Source organism: Conexibacter stalactiti, from assembly GCF_033542075.1.
Taxonomy (GTDB): Bacteria; Actinomycetota; Thermoleophilia; order Solirubrobacterales; family Solirubrobacteraceae; genus Conexibacter; species Conexibacter stalactiti.
In genome coordinates this window covers 33,541-46,926 of sequence record NZ_JAWSTH010000011.1, presented here as the reverse complement: position 1 = coordinate 46,926, position 13,386 = coordinate 33,541, and the positions used below count along the sequence as shown (strand labels likewise).

The 13,386-nt window shown below is 72.7% G+C and carries 15 protein-coding genes; 4 read left to right on the top strand and 11 right to left on the bottom strand.

Features of this window, described 5'->3' with window-relative positions:
* Positions 1 to 7: 7 nt before the first annotated feature.
* Complete coding sequence (locus tag R7226_RS06695; protein ID WP_318596270.1) at positions 8 to 592, bottom strand: TetR/AcrR family transcriptional regulator; 585 nt, start codon at positions 590 to 592, stop codon at positions 8 to 10.
* Positions 593 to 691: 99 nt separating this feature from the next.
* On the opposite strand from R7226_RS06695, the gene R7226_RS06690 reads away from it, so the two are divergent.
* Together R7226_RS06690 and R7226_RS06685 are read left to right on the top strand one after the other, a co-directional pair.
* The gene (locus tag R7226_RS06690; RefSeq protein WP_318596269.1) at positions 692 to 1,606 is read left to right on the top strand and encodes an alpha/beta fold hydrolase; all 915 of its coding nucleotides are present in this window, start codon (positions 692 to 694) and stop codon (positions 1,604 to 1,606) included.
* Complete coding sequence (locus R7226_RS06685) at positions 1,590 to 2,069, top strand: nuclear transport factor 2 family protein (protein WP_318596268.1); 480 nt, start codon at positions 1,590 to 1,592, stop codon at positions 2,067 to 2,069. Before R7226_RS06690 ends, R7226_RS06685 begins: the two co-directional genes overlap by 17 nt.
* On the opposite strand, the gene R7226_RS06680 is transcribed toward R7226_RS06685, so the two are convergent.
* Positions 2,053 to 2,682: a DJ-1/PfpI family protein gene (locus tag R7226_RS06680; RefSeq protein WP_318596267.1), complete on the bottom strand. Its 630-nt coding sequence runs from the start codon at positions 2,680 to 2,682 to the stop codon at positions 2,053 to 2,055. The genes R7226_RS06685 and R7226_RS06680 overlap by 17 nt on opposite strands.
* A gap of 9 nt (positions 2,683 to 2,691) precedes the next feature.
* Complete coding sequence (locus R7226_RS06675; protein WP_318596266.1) at positions 2,692 to 3,528, bottom strand: undecaprenyl-diphosphate phosphatase; 837 nt, start codon at positions 3,526 to 3,528, stop codon at positions 2,692 to 2,694.
* Between the two features lie 64 nt (positions 3,529 to 3,592).
* On the opposite strand from R7226_RS06675, the gene chrA reads away from it, so the two are divergent.
* Positions 3,593 to 4,747, top strand: a complete 1,155-nt coding sequence (gene chrA, locus R7226_RS06670; protein ID WP_318596265.1) for a chromate efflux transporter — start codon at positions 3,593 to 3,595, stop codon at positions 4,745 to 4,747.
* Positions 4,748 to 4,757: 10 nt separating this feature from the next.
* Positions 4,758 to 5,972 (top strand): Na+/H+ antiporter NhaA, encoded by a 1,215-nt coding sequence (gene nhaA / locus R7226_RS06665; protein ID WP_318596264.1) that lies wholly within the window; start codon positions 4,758 to 4,760, stop codon positions 5,970 to 5,972.
* On the opposite strand, the gene R7226_RS06660 is transcribed toward nhaA, so the two are convergent.
* The 8 genes from R7226_RS06660 to R7226_RS06630 all read right to left on the bottom strand — a co-directional run bounded on the left by R7226_RS06660 (position 5,969) and on the right by R7226_RS06630 (position 13,261).
* Positions 5,969 to 7,012: a hemolysin family protein gene (locus tag R7226_RS06660; RefSeq protein ID WP_318596263.1), complete on the bottom strand. Its 1,044-nt coding sequence runs from the start codon at positions 7,010 to 7,012 to the stop codon at positions 5,969 to 5,971. The two genes, nhaA and R7226_RS06660, sit on opposite strands and share 4 nt — an antisense overlap.
* A complete protein-coding gene (locus R7226_RS06655) occupies positions 7,012 to 8,361 on the bottom strand; it encodes a hemolysin family protein (protein ID WP_318596262.1) in 1,350 nt (449 codons plus the stop codon). Before R7226_RS06655 ends, R7226_RS06660 begins: the two co-directional genes overlap by 1 nt.
* 87 nt (positions 8,362 to 8,448) lie before the next feature.
* Positions 8,449 to 9,402 (bottom strand): alpha/beta fold hydrolase, encoded by a 954-nt coding sequence (locus R7226_RS06650; protein WP_318596261.1) that lies wholly within the window; start codon positions 9,400 to 9,402, stop codon positions 8,449 to 8,451.
* Between the two features lie 37 nt (positions 9,403 to 9,439).
* Complete coding sequence (locus R7226_RS06645; RefSeq protein WP_318596260.1) at positions 9,440 to 11,578, bottom strand: PI-PLC domain-containing protein; 2,139 nt, start codon at positions 11,576 to 11,578, stop codon at positions 9,440 to 9,442.
* A gap of 66 nt (positions 11,579 to 11,644) precedes the next feature.
* A complete protein-coding gene (locus tag R7226_RS06640) occupies positions 11,645 to 12,013 on the bottom strand; it encodes a nuclear transport factor 2 family protein (protein ID WP_318596259.1) in 369 nt (122 codons plus the stop codon).
* 84 nt (positions 12,014 to 12,097) lie between these two features.
* Positions 12,098 to 12,406 carry a DUF2442 domain-containing protein gene (locus R7226_RS06635; protein WP_318596258.1) on the bottom strand — a complete coding sequence of 103 codons (309 nt, stop codon included), beginning with the start codon at positions 12,404 to 12,406 and terminating at the stop codon, positions 12,098 to 12,100.
* Positions 12,403 to 12,663 (bottom strand): DUF4160 domain-containing protein, encoded by a 261-nt coding sequence (locus tag R7226_RS31695; protein WP_404827788.1) that lies wholly within the window; start codon positions 12,661 to 12,663, stop codon positions 12,403 to 12,405. The genes R7226_RS06635 and R7226_RS31695 overlap by 4 nt, the downstream gene beginning before the upstream one ends.
* A 49-nt stretch (positions 12,664 to 12,712) precedes the next feature.
* Positions 12,713 to 13,261, bottom strand: coding sequence for a TetR/AcrR family transcriptional regulator (locus R7226_RS06630; RefSeq protein ID WP_318596257.1), 549 nt, complete (start codon positions 13,259 to 13,261; stop codon positions 12,713 to 12,715).
* Between the last annotated feature and the right edge of the window lie 125 nt (positions 13,262 to 13,386).

The window sequence follows — 13,386 nt, the reverse complement described above, 5'->3', positions numbered from 1 at the left end:
CCTGTGACTATGCCTCCGGCAGCGCTGCTCTGACCGCCGCGGCTGCCTGTGTACCGGCGGCGAGCAGGGCCTCGGTGGTGCGGGCGGCGCGGCAGAGGACGAAGGCGCCTTCCAGCAGTGAGAGCGTCGTCAGCGCGAGCGTCCGGGCGGTCGCGGGGTCGATGCCGGCGGCGGTGAAACGGCTGGCGAGCTTCTCCAGCCAACCCTCGAACACCTCGGCGGTCGCGATCCGCATCGGCTCCGAGCTGGAGGCGATCTCGAGCGCGATCGTGGCGATCGGGCAGGCGTCGGCGTAGTCGCTCTCGGCGAGATGCTGGGCGGCGAGCGTGAAGACCTGCTCGGTGCCGGTGACGACGTCCGGCGCGGGGTCGAAGACGGCGGAGACCAGCTCGCCGTACATGCCGCCCGCGATGCGGATCACCTGCTCGCCGAGCTGCTCCTTGCCGCCCGGGAAGTGGTGGTACAGCGAGCCGAACGGCGCCTGCGCGGCGGCGACGATCTGCTTGACGCCGGTGCCGGTGTAGCCCTGGCGGCGGAACAGCTCGGCGCTCGCGATGACGATGCGCTCCTTGGTGGTCGGCGTGCTCGACATCGATCGGCCCTCGTACGTCGGCGGTTGCGTCCGGCGAGCAGCATAGCTAGCCTGCCGCTAGAGCGATCTATCTAGTGTGATCCAGCGAGCGGAGAGGCGATGCCCGAGATCCGGCTGACCGCAGGGACGATCGAGTACGAGGACAGCGGGGAGCCCGGGGCCGCGGGCGGAGCAGCCGCGGGCGCGGACGGCGCGACGGCCGACCGCCCCACGGTCGTCCTCCTGCACGGCCTGCTGATGGACTCCACCGTCTGGCGCAAGGTCGCGCCCGGGCTGGCCGAGCGCGCCCGTGTGATCTGCCCGACGCTGCCGCTCGGCGGCCACCGCATCCCGATGGAACCCGGCGCCGACCTGTCGCTGCCGGCGATGGCGCGGCTCGTCGCCGAGTTCCTCGAAGCGCTCGACCTGCGCGACGTGGTGCTCGTCTCCAACGACTGGGGCGGCGCGCTGCTGCTCGTCGACCTCGGCTGCGCCGAACGCGTCGGCCGGCTCGTGATCACGCCGAGCGAGGCGTTCGACAACTTCCCGCCGGGCATCCCCGGCCGCCTCGCCGCGCTCGCCGGCCGCGCCGGGCCGACCGGCGTCAAGCTGGCGCTGCAGCCGCTCAGATTCCGCGCGCTGCGGCGCTTCCCGCTGCTGTTCGGCTGGATGAGCAAGCACCCTGTCCCGCACGCCGTCAGCGACCGCTGGTTCGCGCCGGTGCTCGGCAGCCGCGAGATCCGCCGCGACCTCGCCAAGTACGCCGGCGGCCCGCTCGACAGAGCGTGGACGACCGCCGCGACCGAGCGGCTGCGTGAGTTCGACCGCCCTGCGCTCGTCGCGTGGGCGCCCGAGGACCGGCTGATGCCGCGCGACCACGGCCGCCGCCTCGCCGAGCTGCTGCCGCAGGGCCGCCTCGTCGAGATCCCGGGCAGCTACACGCTCGTCTCCGAGGACCAGCCGGAGCTGCTGCTGCGCCACCTGCGCGACTTCCTCGCCACCACGACGGCGCACGCCGATGTCGCGGCTGCCTAGGGCCGCGGCGTGGGCCGCCGCCGCCAGCGGTGCCGCCGCGCTCGCCTATCCGCGCGTGCTGGAGCTGGCATTGCAGTACAACCTCCGCCGCCTGCGCGCCGGCGACCCCGAGCCGCTGCTGCGCTTCGACGCGCAGGACGTCCGCTTCCGCTTCCCCGGCACCAGCTCGTGGGCATGCGAGCTGACCTCCAAGGAGGAGCTGCGCGGCTGGCTGCGGCAGTTCGTCGACATCGGCCTGCAGCTGCATGCCGACGAGGTCGTGGTCAAGGGACCGCCGTGGAACACGACCGTCTGCATCCGCTGCAGCGACCACCTGACCACGCCCGACGGCACGCGCGTCTACGAGAACCGCGCGGTGATCTGGGGCCGGATCGCGTGGGGGCTGCTGCGCGAGTACGAGGTCTACGAGGACACCGAGAGAAGCCTCGCGCTCGACGCCTGGCTGGCTACGAGAAGCGGCTGAGCGAGCGCAGCGTCTCGACCGCCTGCGCCGACGCGGTCGCGGGCGAGCCGGCGCCGTACGGCGGCCGCGGGTCGTACTCGATCCCCAGCTGGATCAGCTGCGCGACCTCGTCGCCGGCGATCCGGCCGGCGAGCGTCAGCGCCATGTCGATCCCGGCTGAGACGCCGGCGGCGGTGACGTACTTGCCGTCCTCGACGACCCGCTCACGCACCGGCGTCGCGCCGAACCGCGCCAGCTCGTCGACCGCGAGCCAGTGCGTGGTGGCGCGGCGGCCGTCGAGCAGGCCGGCGGCGGCGAGCAGCAGCGAGCCCGTGCAGACCGAGGTCGTCCACGCGCTGGTCGCGTCGGCGGCGCGCAGCCACGCCAGCAGCTCGGCGTCCTCCATCAGCGCCGTCTGACCCGGCCCGCCGGGCACCACCACCACGTCGGGCGCGGGCACCTCCGCGAGCGTGCGATCCGCGATCAAGCCGAGGCGGCCGGTGTCAGTCCGCTGCTCCCCCTTGGCAGCTCCGACGAAGATCAGCTCGACATCGGGCAGGCGGCTGAGCACTTCGTAGGGCCCGATCGCGTCGAGCGCGGTGAGGCGGTCGTAGACGACGATGGCGATCTGCATCGCCCGATCCTACGTCGCCGACAGCACCCCGGTGGCGACGAGCAGCAGGATCAGCGTGCCGAGCACGACGCGGTAGACGATGAATATCGCGTACGTGTGGCCGGCGATGAACTTCAGCAGCCACGAGACGGCGAACCAGGCGACGACGAAGCTGACGACGGTCGCGACGATCGTCGGGCCCCAGCCGACGCCGTTGGAGATGTTGTCGAACTCGGTCACCGCCTGCAGCAGGCCGGCGGCGCTGAGCGCGGGGATCGAGAGGAAGAACGACAGGCGGGTGACGGTGACGCGGTCGAGCCCGCGCAGCAGGCCGGCCGACATCGTCGCGCCCGAGCGCGAGACGCCGGGGATCAGCGCCAGGCACTGCGTGATGCCGATGATCAGCGTGTCTCTCCAGGTCACGTCGCGCTCGCCGCGTTCCTGCGTCGCGTTGAGGTCGGCCCAGAACATCACGAAGCTCCACAGGATCAACGCCGAGCCGACGAACCAGAGGCTGCGCAGCGTCGTCTCGATCTCGTCCTTGAACAGCAGTCCGACGATCCCGATCGGGATCGAGCCGAGCAGCACCGCGATCGCGAAGCGGAAGTCGAGCGTCGCACGCTGCTCGGGCTTCGCGAGACCGCGGAAGAAGGCGGCCAGGATCCGCTTGATGTCGTTGCGCAGGTAGAGGATCGTGGCGAGCACGGCGCCGACCTGGATGATCGCCGTGAAGGCGGTGATGTCCGGATCGTCGAGTCTGTAGCCGAACGCCGACTCGAGGATCGTGAGGTGGCCCGTGCTCGAGATCGGCAGGAACTCGGTGACGCCCTCGACGGCGCCGAGGACGATCGCGTGCCACAGATCCATGCGCGCCCCAGGCTACCGCAGCATCGCGTCCGACCAACCTCCGGCGTAAGGTCCGGCGCACACCGTGCGCGCGACCGACCCTCCACCCTCCCTGGGCACCGTCGCACGCGAGTTCGGGCGCATCGGCTGCCTCGGCTTCGGCGGGCCGCCGGCACACGTCTCGATGCTGCGCGAGCTGGTCGTGGCGCGCCGCCGCTGGCTGGCCGAGGACGACTTCGAGCACGGGATCGCGGCGACCAACGTGCTGCCCGGCCCGGCCTCGACGCAGCTGGCGATCTACTGCGCCTGGCGCGTGCGCGGCATCGTCGGCGCGCTCGTCGGCGGCGCCGCCTTCATCCTCCCCGGGCTCGTCCTGATCATCGCGCTGGCGGCCGTCTTCCTCGGCGATCCGCCGGCGTGGGTGCGCGGCCTCGGCGCGGGCGCCGGCGCGGTCGTCGCGGCGGTCGCGGTGCAGGCGGCGCTGGCGCTGCTGCCGGGCAGCTGGCGCCGGCTGGAGGGCCGCGGCCAGCGCGCGCGCTGGATCGCCTACCTCGTCGCGGGCGGTGCCGCGACCGCGCTGCTCGGCCCGTGGCTGGTCGCGGTCCTGCTCGCCTGCGGCGCGATCGAGCTGCTGTGGCGCCGCACGCCGCGCGGCGTGCACGTGCACGCGTGGGTCGTGCTCGCCGCCGCGGGCGCCTCCGCGGGAGGCCTCGCCGCGCTCTGCTGGACGGCGTTCAAGGTCGGCGCGCTCTCGTACGGCGGCGGCTTCGTGATCATCCCGCTGATGCAGGGCGACGCGGTCGAGCGCTATGGGTGGATGACCGATGGCGAGTTCCTCAACGCGGTCGCGCTCGGGCAGGCGACGCCCGGGCCGGTGACGCAGACGATCGCCGTCGTCGGCTACGCCGCGCACGGACTCGGCGGCGCGCTGCTGGCGGCGTTCGTCGCGTTCGCGCCATCGTTCTGGTTCATCCTGCTCGGCGCCGACCGCTTCGACCGCCTGCGCACGCAGCCGGACGCGCGCGCCTTCCTCGACGGCGCCGGCCCCGCCGCGATCGGCGCGATCGGCGGTTCGGCGATCCCGCTGACGCTGGCGCTGTCGGAGACCTGGCAGCTGGCGCTGCTGGCAGCCGGCGCGCTGCTGCTGTTCGCGCTGCGGCGCGGCACCGTGACGACGCTGCTGACGGCCGGCGCGGCCGGCGCGGTGATCGCGGCTGCCGGCGGCCCGCTGCCCGCGTAGGCTCCCTGCGATGGGGATCCGCGCCAGAGTCGTCGACCCGCTGACCGACTTCCTCGACGACGAGGTGCTCGGCGCGCTGCTGCTGCTCGGCGCCGCGATCGTCGCGCTCGTGTGGGCGAACAGCCCGTGGAGCGACGCCTACTTCGACCTCTGGCACACGCACCTGGAGATCGGGATCGGCGACGCGTCGATCGACCTCGACCTGCACGGCTGGGTCAACGACCTGCTGATGGCGCTCTTCTTCTTCGTCGTCGGGATGGAGATCAAGCGCGAGCTGGTGACCGGGGAGCTGAACGACCGCCGCGCCGCGGCGCTGCCGGCGCTCGCGGCGGCCGGCGGCGTCGCGCTGCCGGCGCTGATCTTCGCGCTCGTCGCGGGCGGCGGCGCGGCGGGCGACGGGTGGGCGATCCCGGCCGCGACCGACATCGCCTTCGCGGTCGGCGTGCTGGCGCTGCTCGGCCCGCGGATCGGCTCGGGGGTGCGGCTGTTCCTGCTGACGATCGCGATCGTCGACGACCTGATCGCGATCGCGATCATCGCGCTCTTCTACGGCGACGGCCTGTCGGGCACGTGGGCGGCGGTCGCCGTCGCCGGACTGCTCGGGGTCGTGCTGCTGCAGCGGCTCGGCGTCACGCGGCTGTGGGCGTACGCGCCGCTGGCGCTGCTCGTCTGGGTCGCCATCTTCGAGTCGGGCGTGCACGCGACGATCGCCGGCGTCGCGCTCGGCCTGCTGGTGCCGGCGCGCCCCTTCCGCGGCCGCGACGTGCACACCGTGATCGAGCATCGTCTCCACCCGCTCAGCGCCTACGTCGTCGTGCCGCTGTTCGCGCTCGCCAACGCCGGCGTCCACTTCGGCGGCGGCGTCCTGGGCGACGCGCTCTCCAGCCGTGTCACGTGGGCGGTCGTGCTCGGCCTCGTGCTCGGCAAGCTGCTCGGGATCACCGGCGCGACGCTGCTGGCGCTGAAGCTGCGCGTCGGCAGACTGCCCGAGGGGATGGCGCCCGTGCAGGTCGTCGGCGTCGCCGCGCTCGGCGGGATCGGCTTCACCGTCTCGCTGTTCATCGCCGAGCTGGCCTTCACCGACCCGTTCCTGACCGACTCGGCGAAGGTCGGCATCTTCGCCGGCTCGCTGATCAGCGGCGTGCTCGGCGCCCTGCTGCTGCGACGCGTGAGCCCTGCTGCTGCGGCCGCGCCCACGCCCGCGGCGGGTTCGGCGGAGAGCTAAGCCGCCCGCGCGCTCTCGTCGCGGATCTCGCCGACCAGCTCTTCGAGCACGTCTTCGAGCGCCGCGACGCCGAGCGGTCTGCCGTCGGGGCCGAGCACCTGCGCGAGGTGGGCGCCCGAGCGCTGCATCGTCGCGAGCACGGCGCGCAGCCGGTCGGTCAGCTGGACCGGCGGCAGCGGGCGGATCCAGCGCTGCGCGATCGGCCGGGTGCGGTGGCGCTCTCTCAGCTCCAGCGCGTCCTTCAGGTGCAGGTAGCCGACGAAGTCGCCGTCGGCGTCGCGCACCGGGAAGCGCGAGAAGCCGGTCTTCGCCGCGACCTGCTCGACCTCGGCCGGGGTGACGGTGTTCAGCAGCGTCACGAGTCTGTCGTTCGGCAGCAGCACCGATCTGGCGTCGCGCTCGGAGAACTTCAGCGCCTCGACGAGCACGTGGCCCTCAGACGGGTCGAGCAGCCCCTCGCGGCGCGACTCCTCGACGAGGCCGGCGACCTCGTCGCGCGTGAAGGCGCTCGTGACCTCGTCCTTCGGTCTGACGCCGACGATCCGCAGCGTCACGTTCGCGATCCAGTTGAGGAAGGCGATCGCCGGGTGCAGCACGCGCACGATCGCGACCATCGGCGGGGCCAGCACCATCACGGCGCGGTCGGGACCGGCGAGCGCGATGTTCTTCGGCACCATCTCGCCGAGCACGACGTGCAGGAAGCCGATCAGGCCGAGCGCGATCGCGAACGCGATCGGGTGGATCAGCGCGTCCGGGATCCCGACGTCGTGGAAGGGGCCTTCGAGCAGGTGCGCGATCGCCGGCTCGCCGAGGACACCGAGGCCGAGCGTGCAGATCGTGATGCCGAGCTGGGCGCCGGCCATCATCAGCGAGACGTGCTCCATCCCATAGAGCGCGATCCTCGCCAGCCGCGAGCCCTCCTCGGCGCGCGGCTCGATCGAGCTGCGGCGAGCGGAGATCAGCGCGAACTCGGCGCCGACGAAGAAGCCGTTGAGCGCCAGCAGCAGGATCGTCAGGCCGATCGCGAAGAGGTCGCCCATCAGTCGTCGTCCTCTTCGTCCTCGTCGACGCACTCGGCCTCGAAGAGGATCCGGTCGACGCGCATGCCGTCGAGCCGCACGACCGTCAGCGTGACCTCGCAGCGGCGGCCTTCGAGGTCTCTGGTCTCCAGCAGCACTTCGTCGTTGGCTCTCGGCAGGCGGTTCAGCTCGTCCTGGATCAGGCCGCCGATCGTCTCGTACTCCTCGTCCTCCGGGAACAGCACGCCGGTCGCGCGCGCTGCCTCGTCGGGGCGCAGCAGGCCGGAGAGGATCCAGCTGCCGTCGGGCCGTCTGCGCGCGCTCATGTCGCGGCGGTCGTGCTCGTCGACGACCTCGCCGACGATCTCCTCGACGACGTCCTCGAGCGTCACGAGCCCGTCGACGCCGCCGAACTCGTCGACGACGACGGCGATCTGGAGGCCGCCCTCGCGCAGGATCGCCAGCAGCGGGTCGAGCTCGATCGACGACGGGACCATCACCGGTCTCGCCATCACCGTGCTGATCGGGACGGCGTCGCGTCTGTCGTGCGGGACCGAGACGGCGTGCTTGACGTGGACGATGCCGACGACCTCGTCAGAGGACTCGCCGACCACGGGGAAGCGCGAGAAGCCGCTCTCGCGCGCTGCCTCGATCACCTTGATGACCGGCTCGTCGTCCTCGAGCGTGCGCATCCGCACGCGCGGCGTCATCACGTCCTCGGCGCGGCGGTCGCCGAAGGCGAGCGAGCGCTGCAGCAGCGTCGCGGTCTCCAGCTCCAGCGTCCCCTGCTCGGCCGAGCGGCGCACGAGCGAGGTCAGCTCCTCGGCGGAGCGGGCCGACGCCAGCTCCTCCTGCGGCTCGATCCCGAGTCTGTGCAGGATCGCGTTGGCGATCCCGTTGAACCAGCGGATCAGAACTCGGTTCATGCGCGTGAAGGCGCGCATCGGGCCCTGCACGGCGCGGGCGGTCGCGAGCGGCATCGCGATCGCGAGGTTCTTCGGCACCAGCTCGCCGAGCACCATCGTGAAGACGGTCGAGAGCACGAGCGCGATCGTCAGCGCGACGCCGTGGACGGCGCCGCTCGGCACGCCCGCGCTCTCCAGCGGTCCGTCGATCAGGTTCGCGATCGCCGGCTCCGAGAGGAAGCCGATCAGCAGGTTCGTGACGGTGATCCCGAGCTGCGCGCCCGACAGCTGGGTCGAGAGCGATCTCAGCGCCCTCTGGACGCCCTTTGCTCTGGCGTCACCGGTCTCCGCGGCGCGGTCGACCGTCGCGCGGTCGATCGTCACGAACGCGAACTCGGCGGCGACGAAGACGCCGCACAGCGCGACCAGCCCGATCGCGATCAGGAGCAGCAGCAGTTCGATCATCGCGCACCCGTCGAAAGCCGTCGAGGACGGATGCGCTTGGGACTGCTACCGGGAGGTTCGTCTAGGGCAGGTTCGCTCATCGAGCGCTTAATGGGTACCACAACCGGCGGCGCAGATGCGGACGGCCTCCGCCACGACCGCCGGCCGGACGAGCGGGACCATGTGCCCGCCGGGCAGCTCGACGAGTCGCGCGCGCGGCAGCGCGGCCGCCAGCCGGCGCGCGTTCTCCGCCGCGACGAGGCGGTCGCCGGCGCCCTGGATCACGACCGCCGGCACAGCGATCCGCGGCGCCTGCGCATCGACCTGCTCGAGCAGTTCGTCGGCCCCGCGCAGCTCGGCGGCATAGGCGTCGAGGTCCTCGTGGCGCATCGTCGTGCTCAGCAGCCGCTGCTCGTAGGCGGGGTCGACGGGGTCGGGGTCGAACGCCTTCGCCGCGCCGCTCTGCGCCGACAGCCGCCGCATCGCGCCGGAGAAGACGAGGTCGGCGGCCGGCTGCACAAGCGGCAGCGACAGCGCCTGCACGTAGCGGGCCTGCGCGCGGTCGAGCCCCTCGGTGCGCTCGCCGCCCGCGGCGGCGGCGACCAGCACGAGCGCGCGCACGCGCTCAGGCCGGCGCGCGGCGAAGGCGAGCGCGAGCGTACCGCCGTAGGAGTGGCCGACGACGATCGCACGCCGGATCCCGAGCCGGTCGAGCAGCCCCTCGATCGCCGCGAGCTGCGCCTCCGTGCCGTGCGCGCCGCCGTCGGAGGCGCCGTAGCCGGGCCGGTCGAGCGCGATCGTCCGCATTCGCGGCAGCAGCGGCGTCACGCGCTCGAAGTCGGCGGCGGTGCCGGGCAGACCGTGCAGCAGCAGCACCGCCGGGGCGGCGCCGGCGCCGGGCGCGGCCGGCCGCTCGACGTAGTGGACGCGCAGATCGCCGAGCTGAGCGGTCATGCCGCGGGGCGCCGGCTCGTCCGGCAGCCGCCCCCACGTCCAGTTGACGACGACGAGCGTCGCGACCAGCACCAGCACGATCCGGATGAAGAGCTGCCGTTTGCGCACCCTGCCCCTGACGACGCCAACTGCACTGCGATCCGGACTATTCGATCAGATCGAGTCTCTCCGAGGCGCGCACCGACTGCTCGTTGAGCGTTCTCGCCGCCTCGACGACGCCGGAGCGGTCGTAGAAGTCGACGGCGACGAGGTTCGGCGTCATGTCGCGCTCGCGCGCGCATCTCTCCAGGCGGCTCGTCAGGAAGGCGCCGCCGATCTCGCGGTTGCCGCGCGGGCTGGGCGGGAACGAGTCGATCCAGTGGTTGACGAGCAGCAGCGGGCTGTCCGCGTCGCCGCGCTTGCGTCTGCACGAGAACTGCTCCGGCTCCGTCGCTCCCAGCGGCGTGTCCTGGTAGTAGGTCCAGGCCGGCATCAGCCACGGCGGCGCGCCGCCGGTGCTCTCGGTGAAGACGATCAGACGACGGTCTGCGCGCACGAGGTCGCCGAGCGTCGGCAGCGGCGCCTGACGGTCGAGCGTCACGACCTGGCCGAGCAGGCCGGCGTCGCGGAAGAGCCGTTCGAGCTGCGCCGGCGGCACGTACGGCTCCAGGATCAGCGTCACGACGTCGCCGCGGTTGCGCGCGAGGAAGCTGGCGAACCGTCTCAGCTCCTCGCTCGCGGGGACGGCGCCCAGCTCGCAGAGCGTGTGGCAGAGGAACAGCTCGCGTCTGCCGCGCAGGTCGCCGGCGCCGATCCGGCCGGCGAGCCGCTCTGCGGTCTCGAGGTTCTCAGCGCCGAGCGCCTTGCCGACCTTGTTGCGGTCGCTGCCCTCGGCCTGCAGGTCGGTGCGCACGAGCTGCGACGTGCGCACGCCGACGTGGATGTCGATCAGGAAGCCGCGGACGCCGTCGGCGAGCTGGCGCGTGATCCCGAAGCGCTGGTTGGGGATCACCCAGCCCTTGTCCTGCGCGGCGGAGAAGGAGTTGTGCGTGCCGGCGAAGGTGTACTCGTCGAGCCGCAGGTCGCAGTAGGCGCGCGCGCCGTTGCAGCCGCTCACCGGCGTCGCGGCGACGACCGGCGGCTGCGGACCGTCGCTGGTGACGAAGGCGGCGACGGCGATCGCGCCGATCACGGCGACGAGCGGGACCGCGATCCGCGGCGCGAGGCGGGCGCGGCCGCTCCCGGCGGCAGCGCCGTTGGCACCGGCGGCCGCGCGTCTGGCGGCGCGACGCGAGCTGGTCGCGTCGAGCACGGCGGCCAGCTCGGAGATCGCGTAGACGGCGAGCGCGATCGCGGTCAGCCGCAGCGCCAGCGCCGGCTCCCACGCGATCAGCGCGGCGGCCGCGAGCAGCAGCCCGGCGCGGATGATGCGGAAGCGCGGCGTGCGCGCCTGGCGCACGCGCGAGAGCGTTGTCAGCAGGCGGCCGACGGCGCCCTGCTCGTCGCGCCTGGCGGCGGCGACGGCGGCCAGCACGAGCCCGGTCAGCAGCAGCGTCTGCGCCCACACGCCGAGGTCCCCGATCATCGCCTCCCACAGCGCCCCGGCGGCGGCCTCGACGTCGGGGTCGGCCTCCGCGCCCGGGACGGCGAGGCCGCGCGCCCACGTCAACCCGAAGAGGACGGCCAGCCCGGCGAGCGCGAGCGCGCCGCCGAGCAGCAGCAGCACCCGACGGCGGTCGTCGCGGCCGAGCACGAGCGCGCCGGCCGCGCAGACGAGCGCCAGCAGCGGCGTCACGAGCGCGACCCAGCCGCCGAGGTCGTTGAGGCGGCGAACCGAGACGAGCGCCGGGTCGTCGGACGGGATCCGCAGGACCTCCGGGTCGAAGCCGTCGGGGACGGCGGCGGCGATTCTCGGCGAGATGCTGTTGAGCGCCTCGAGCACGAACGCGGTGCCGCGCCCGAGGTCGAGCACGAACGTGCCCTCGTCGCCGACGAGCAGCGCGTGCGCGTCGGAGGCGGCGCCGCGCACGAGCGACCGCACGACCGGCGTGCCGAGCAGCGCCTCGACGCCCGCGATCGCCAGCGGCCGCGCCGTCAGCAGCTCGTCGGCGCCGGCGTCGACGGCGGCGTCGACGATCCGCTGCGCGGCGATCGTGCGGACCGACTCGGAGGTGACCGCCGCGCCGACGCGCTCGGTCAGCTGACGCTCGTCGAGCACCTGCGTGCGCAGGTAGATCGACGGCAGCGCGACGAAGGCGAACAGCCCGGTGAGGATGACCAGCAGCGGAACCGAGTATCGGCGCACATTCGGTAGTTCATCACGCCGGAGCGCGCCGCATGCCCGACGGCATGGTGACGCGCCACGTCGCGGTCACGCCGCCGGCTCGAGAAAGCCGGTCACCGCGGCCAGCCGCCCGTCCGGCGCGACCGTCGCGAAGTCGACGCCGACCGCGGCGGTCTCGCCGCTCTCGACCGCGATCAGCGTCCAGGTGAAGCGGACGACGTCGTTGTGCGCGTCGGGCCCGAACGTCAGCTCGAAGCGGTGGCCGGGGAACTGCGCCTGCGCGGCGGCGATCATCGCGTCGATCCCCTCGACCCCCTCGCCGGCCATCAGCGGGTCGACGTAGGTGCCCTGCTCGGTCCACGTGCGCGCGATCAGCTCGCGCCGGCGCGCCGGGTCGGCCTCGTTCCAGACGGCGATGTAGTCGTCGACGACGGTGGCGATCTCGGTGGTGCTCATGGCGTTCCCTCCTGCGTTGCGTTGCCTTGACGCCACGCAATCTCCCAGCGGCAGGTGGGACCGTCGATTACCTGCGGGGTAACGCTAGGCGGGCGCGCCGGCGGCAGGACGCACGACGCGCCGCTCGAAGCGCTTGCCCGACGCCGGCTCACCGCGGCCGTAGAGCACGTCGGGGCAGAGGTCGACCTCGCCGGGCCACTCGATCGTGCCCGACTCGGGGTTGACTGCGACCGCCTCGAAGACCGCCCGGTCGGAGCGGATCGGCTCGAAGACCTCCCCGGTCGCGATGATCGGCCCCGCGTCGACGTCGATGATCGCGCCGTCGGAGAACCACAGGCGCAGCCAATTGCCAGCCAGGATCTTCACATCGGTGATGTCGAGGTAGTAGCTCATCGCAGCGGCTCGATCTTCGTAAGCGGCTCGTCTCGCCGAGCGCGACGCCAGTTCGCCGTCAGCTCGCGCTCGTGTTGACGCGCCCATTCTCGCACGATCCGGAGCGCGCGTGGCGGCAAAGAACCGGAAACCAAGTCACGTGTGGCAATGTCAATCGAAGCTCTTGCGCCCGAGTACCACGCATGGAAATGCGGAGGCGGATGCTCGTCGATGTACATGAAGATGGTGATCCCGTAGAAAGCGCTGATCCGCGGCACGCGGACCAGAGGCGCCCGCCCACGGTCTTCGCCCCCTCCACGACGCTGATCAGCGCCTCGGCAGCGCCTCTCTGATCGCCAGCTCCAGCTCCCTGCCGACGTCGTCGAGCGGCTTGGTCGAGCGGCGGGCGCGGGCGAGGACTATGCCGCCCTCGATCGCGGCGACGGTGATCGTCGCGAGGCGGCGGGAGCGGGCCTGGGTGACGCCGGCGCGGCGGAGCGTGGCGGCGAGCGCTCTCTCCCACGAGGCGAAGGCGTGCGCACAGGCCTCGCCGAGCGCGGGCTGGTCGGCGGGGGCCTCCGTCGCGACGGCCACGACGGGGCAGCCGGCGCGGAACTCGCTCGCCTCCAGGCCCTGTCTCCAGACCGCGATGAAGCTGCGCAGGGTGGCGACCGGGTCGTCGGGCGGGCTGTGCTCGATCAGCTGCGCGACGAAGTCGCCGGCATAGCGGACCGCCTCCTCGGCGAGCTGTGCCTTGCCGCCCGGGAAGTGGTGGTAGATCGAGCCCCACGGCGCCTCGCTGTGCGCGATCACGTCGCGGAAGCCGGTGCCGGCGTAGCCGTGCTCGCGCAGCAGCACGGCCGCGCTGCGCACCATTCGCTCACGACTGTCCGATGCCATCTGTGACGCGATCTCCGAAATCGAGGGTCGTTCCGACTTTGAATAAGACGCCCATCCTAGTAGGCTCGCCAAGCACTAAGACGGGTGTCCTAGCGAGGGAG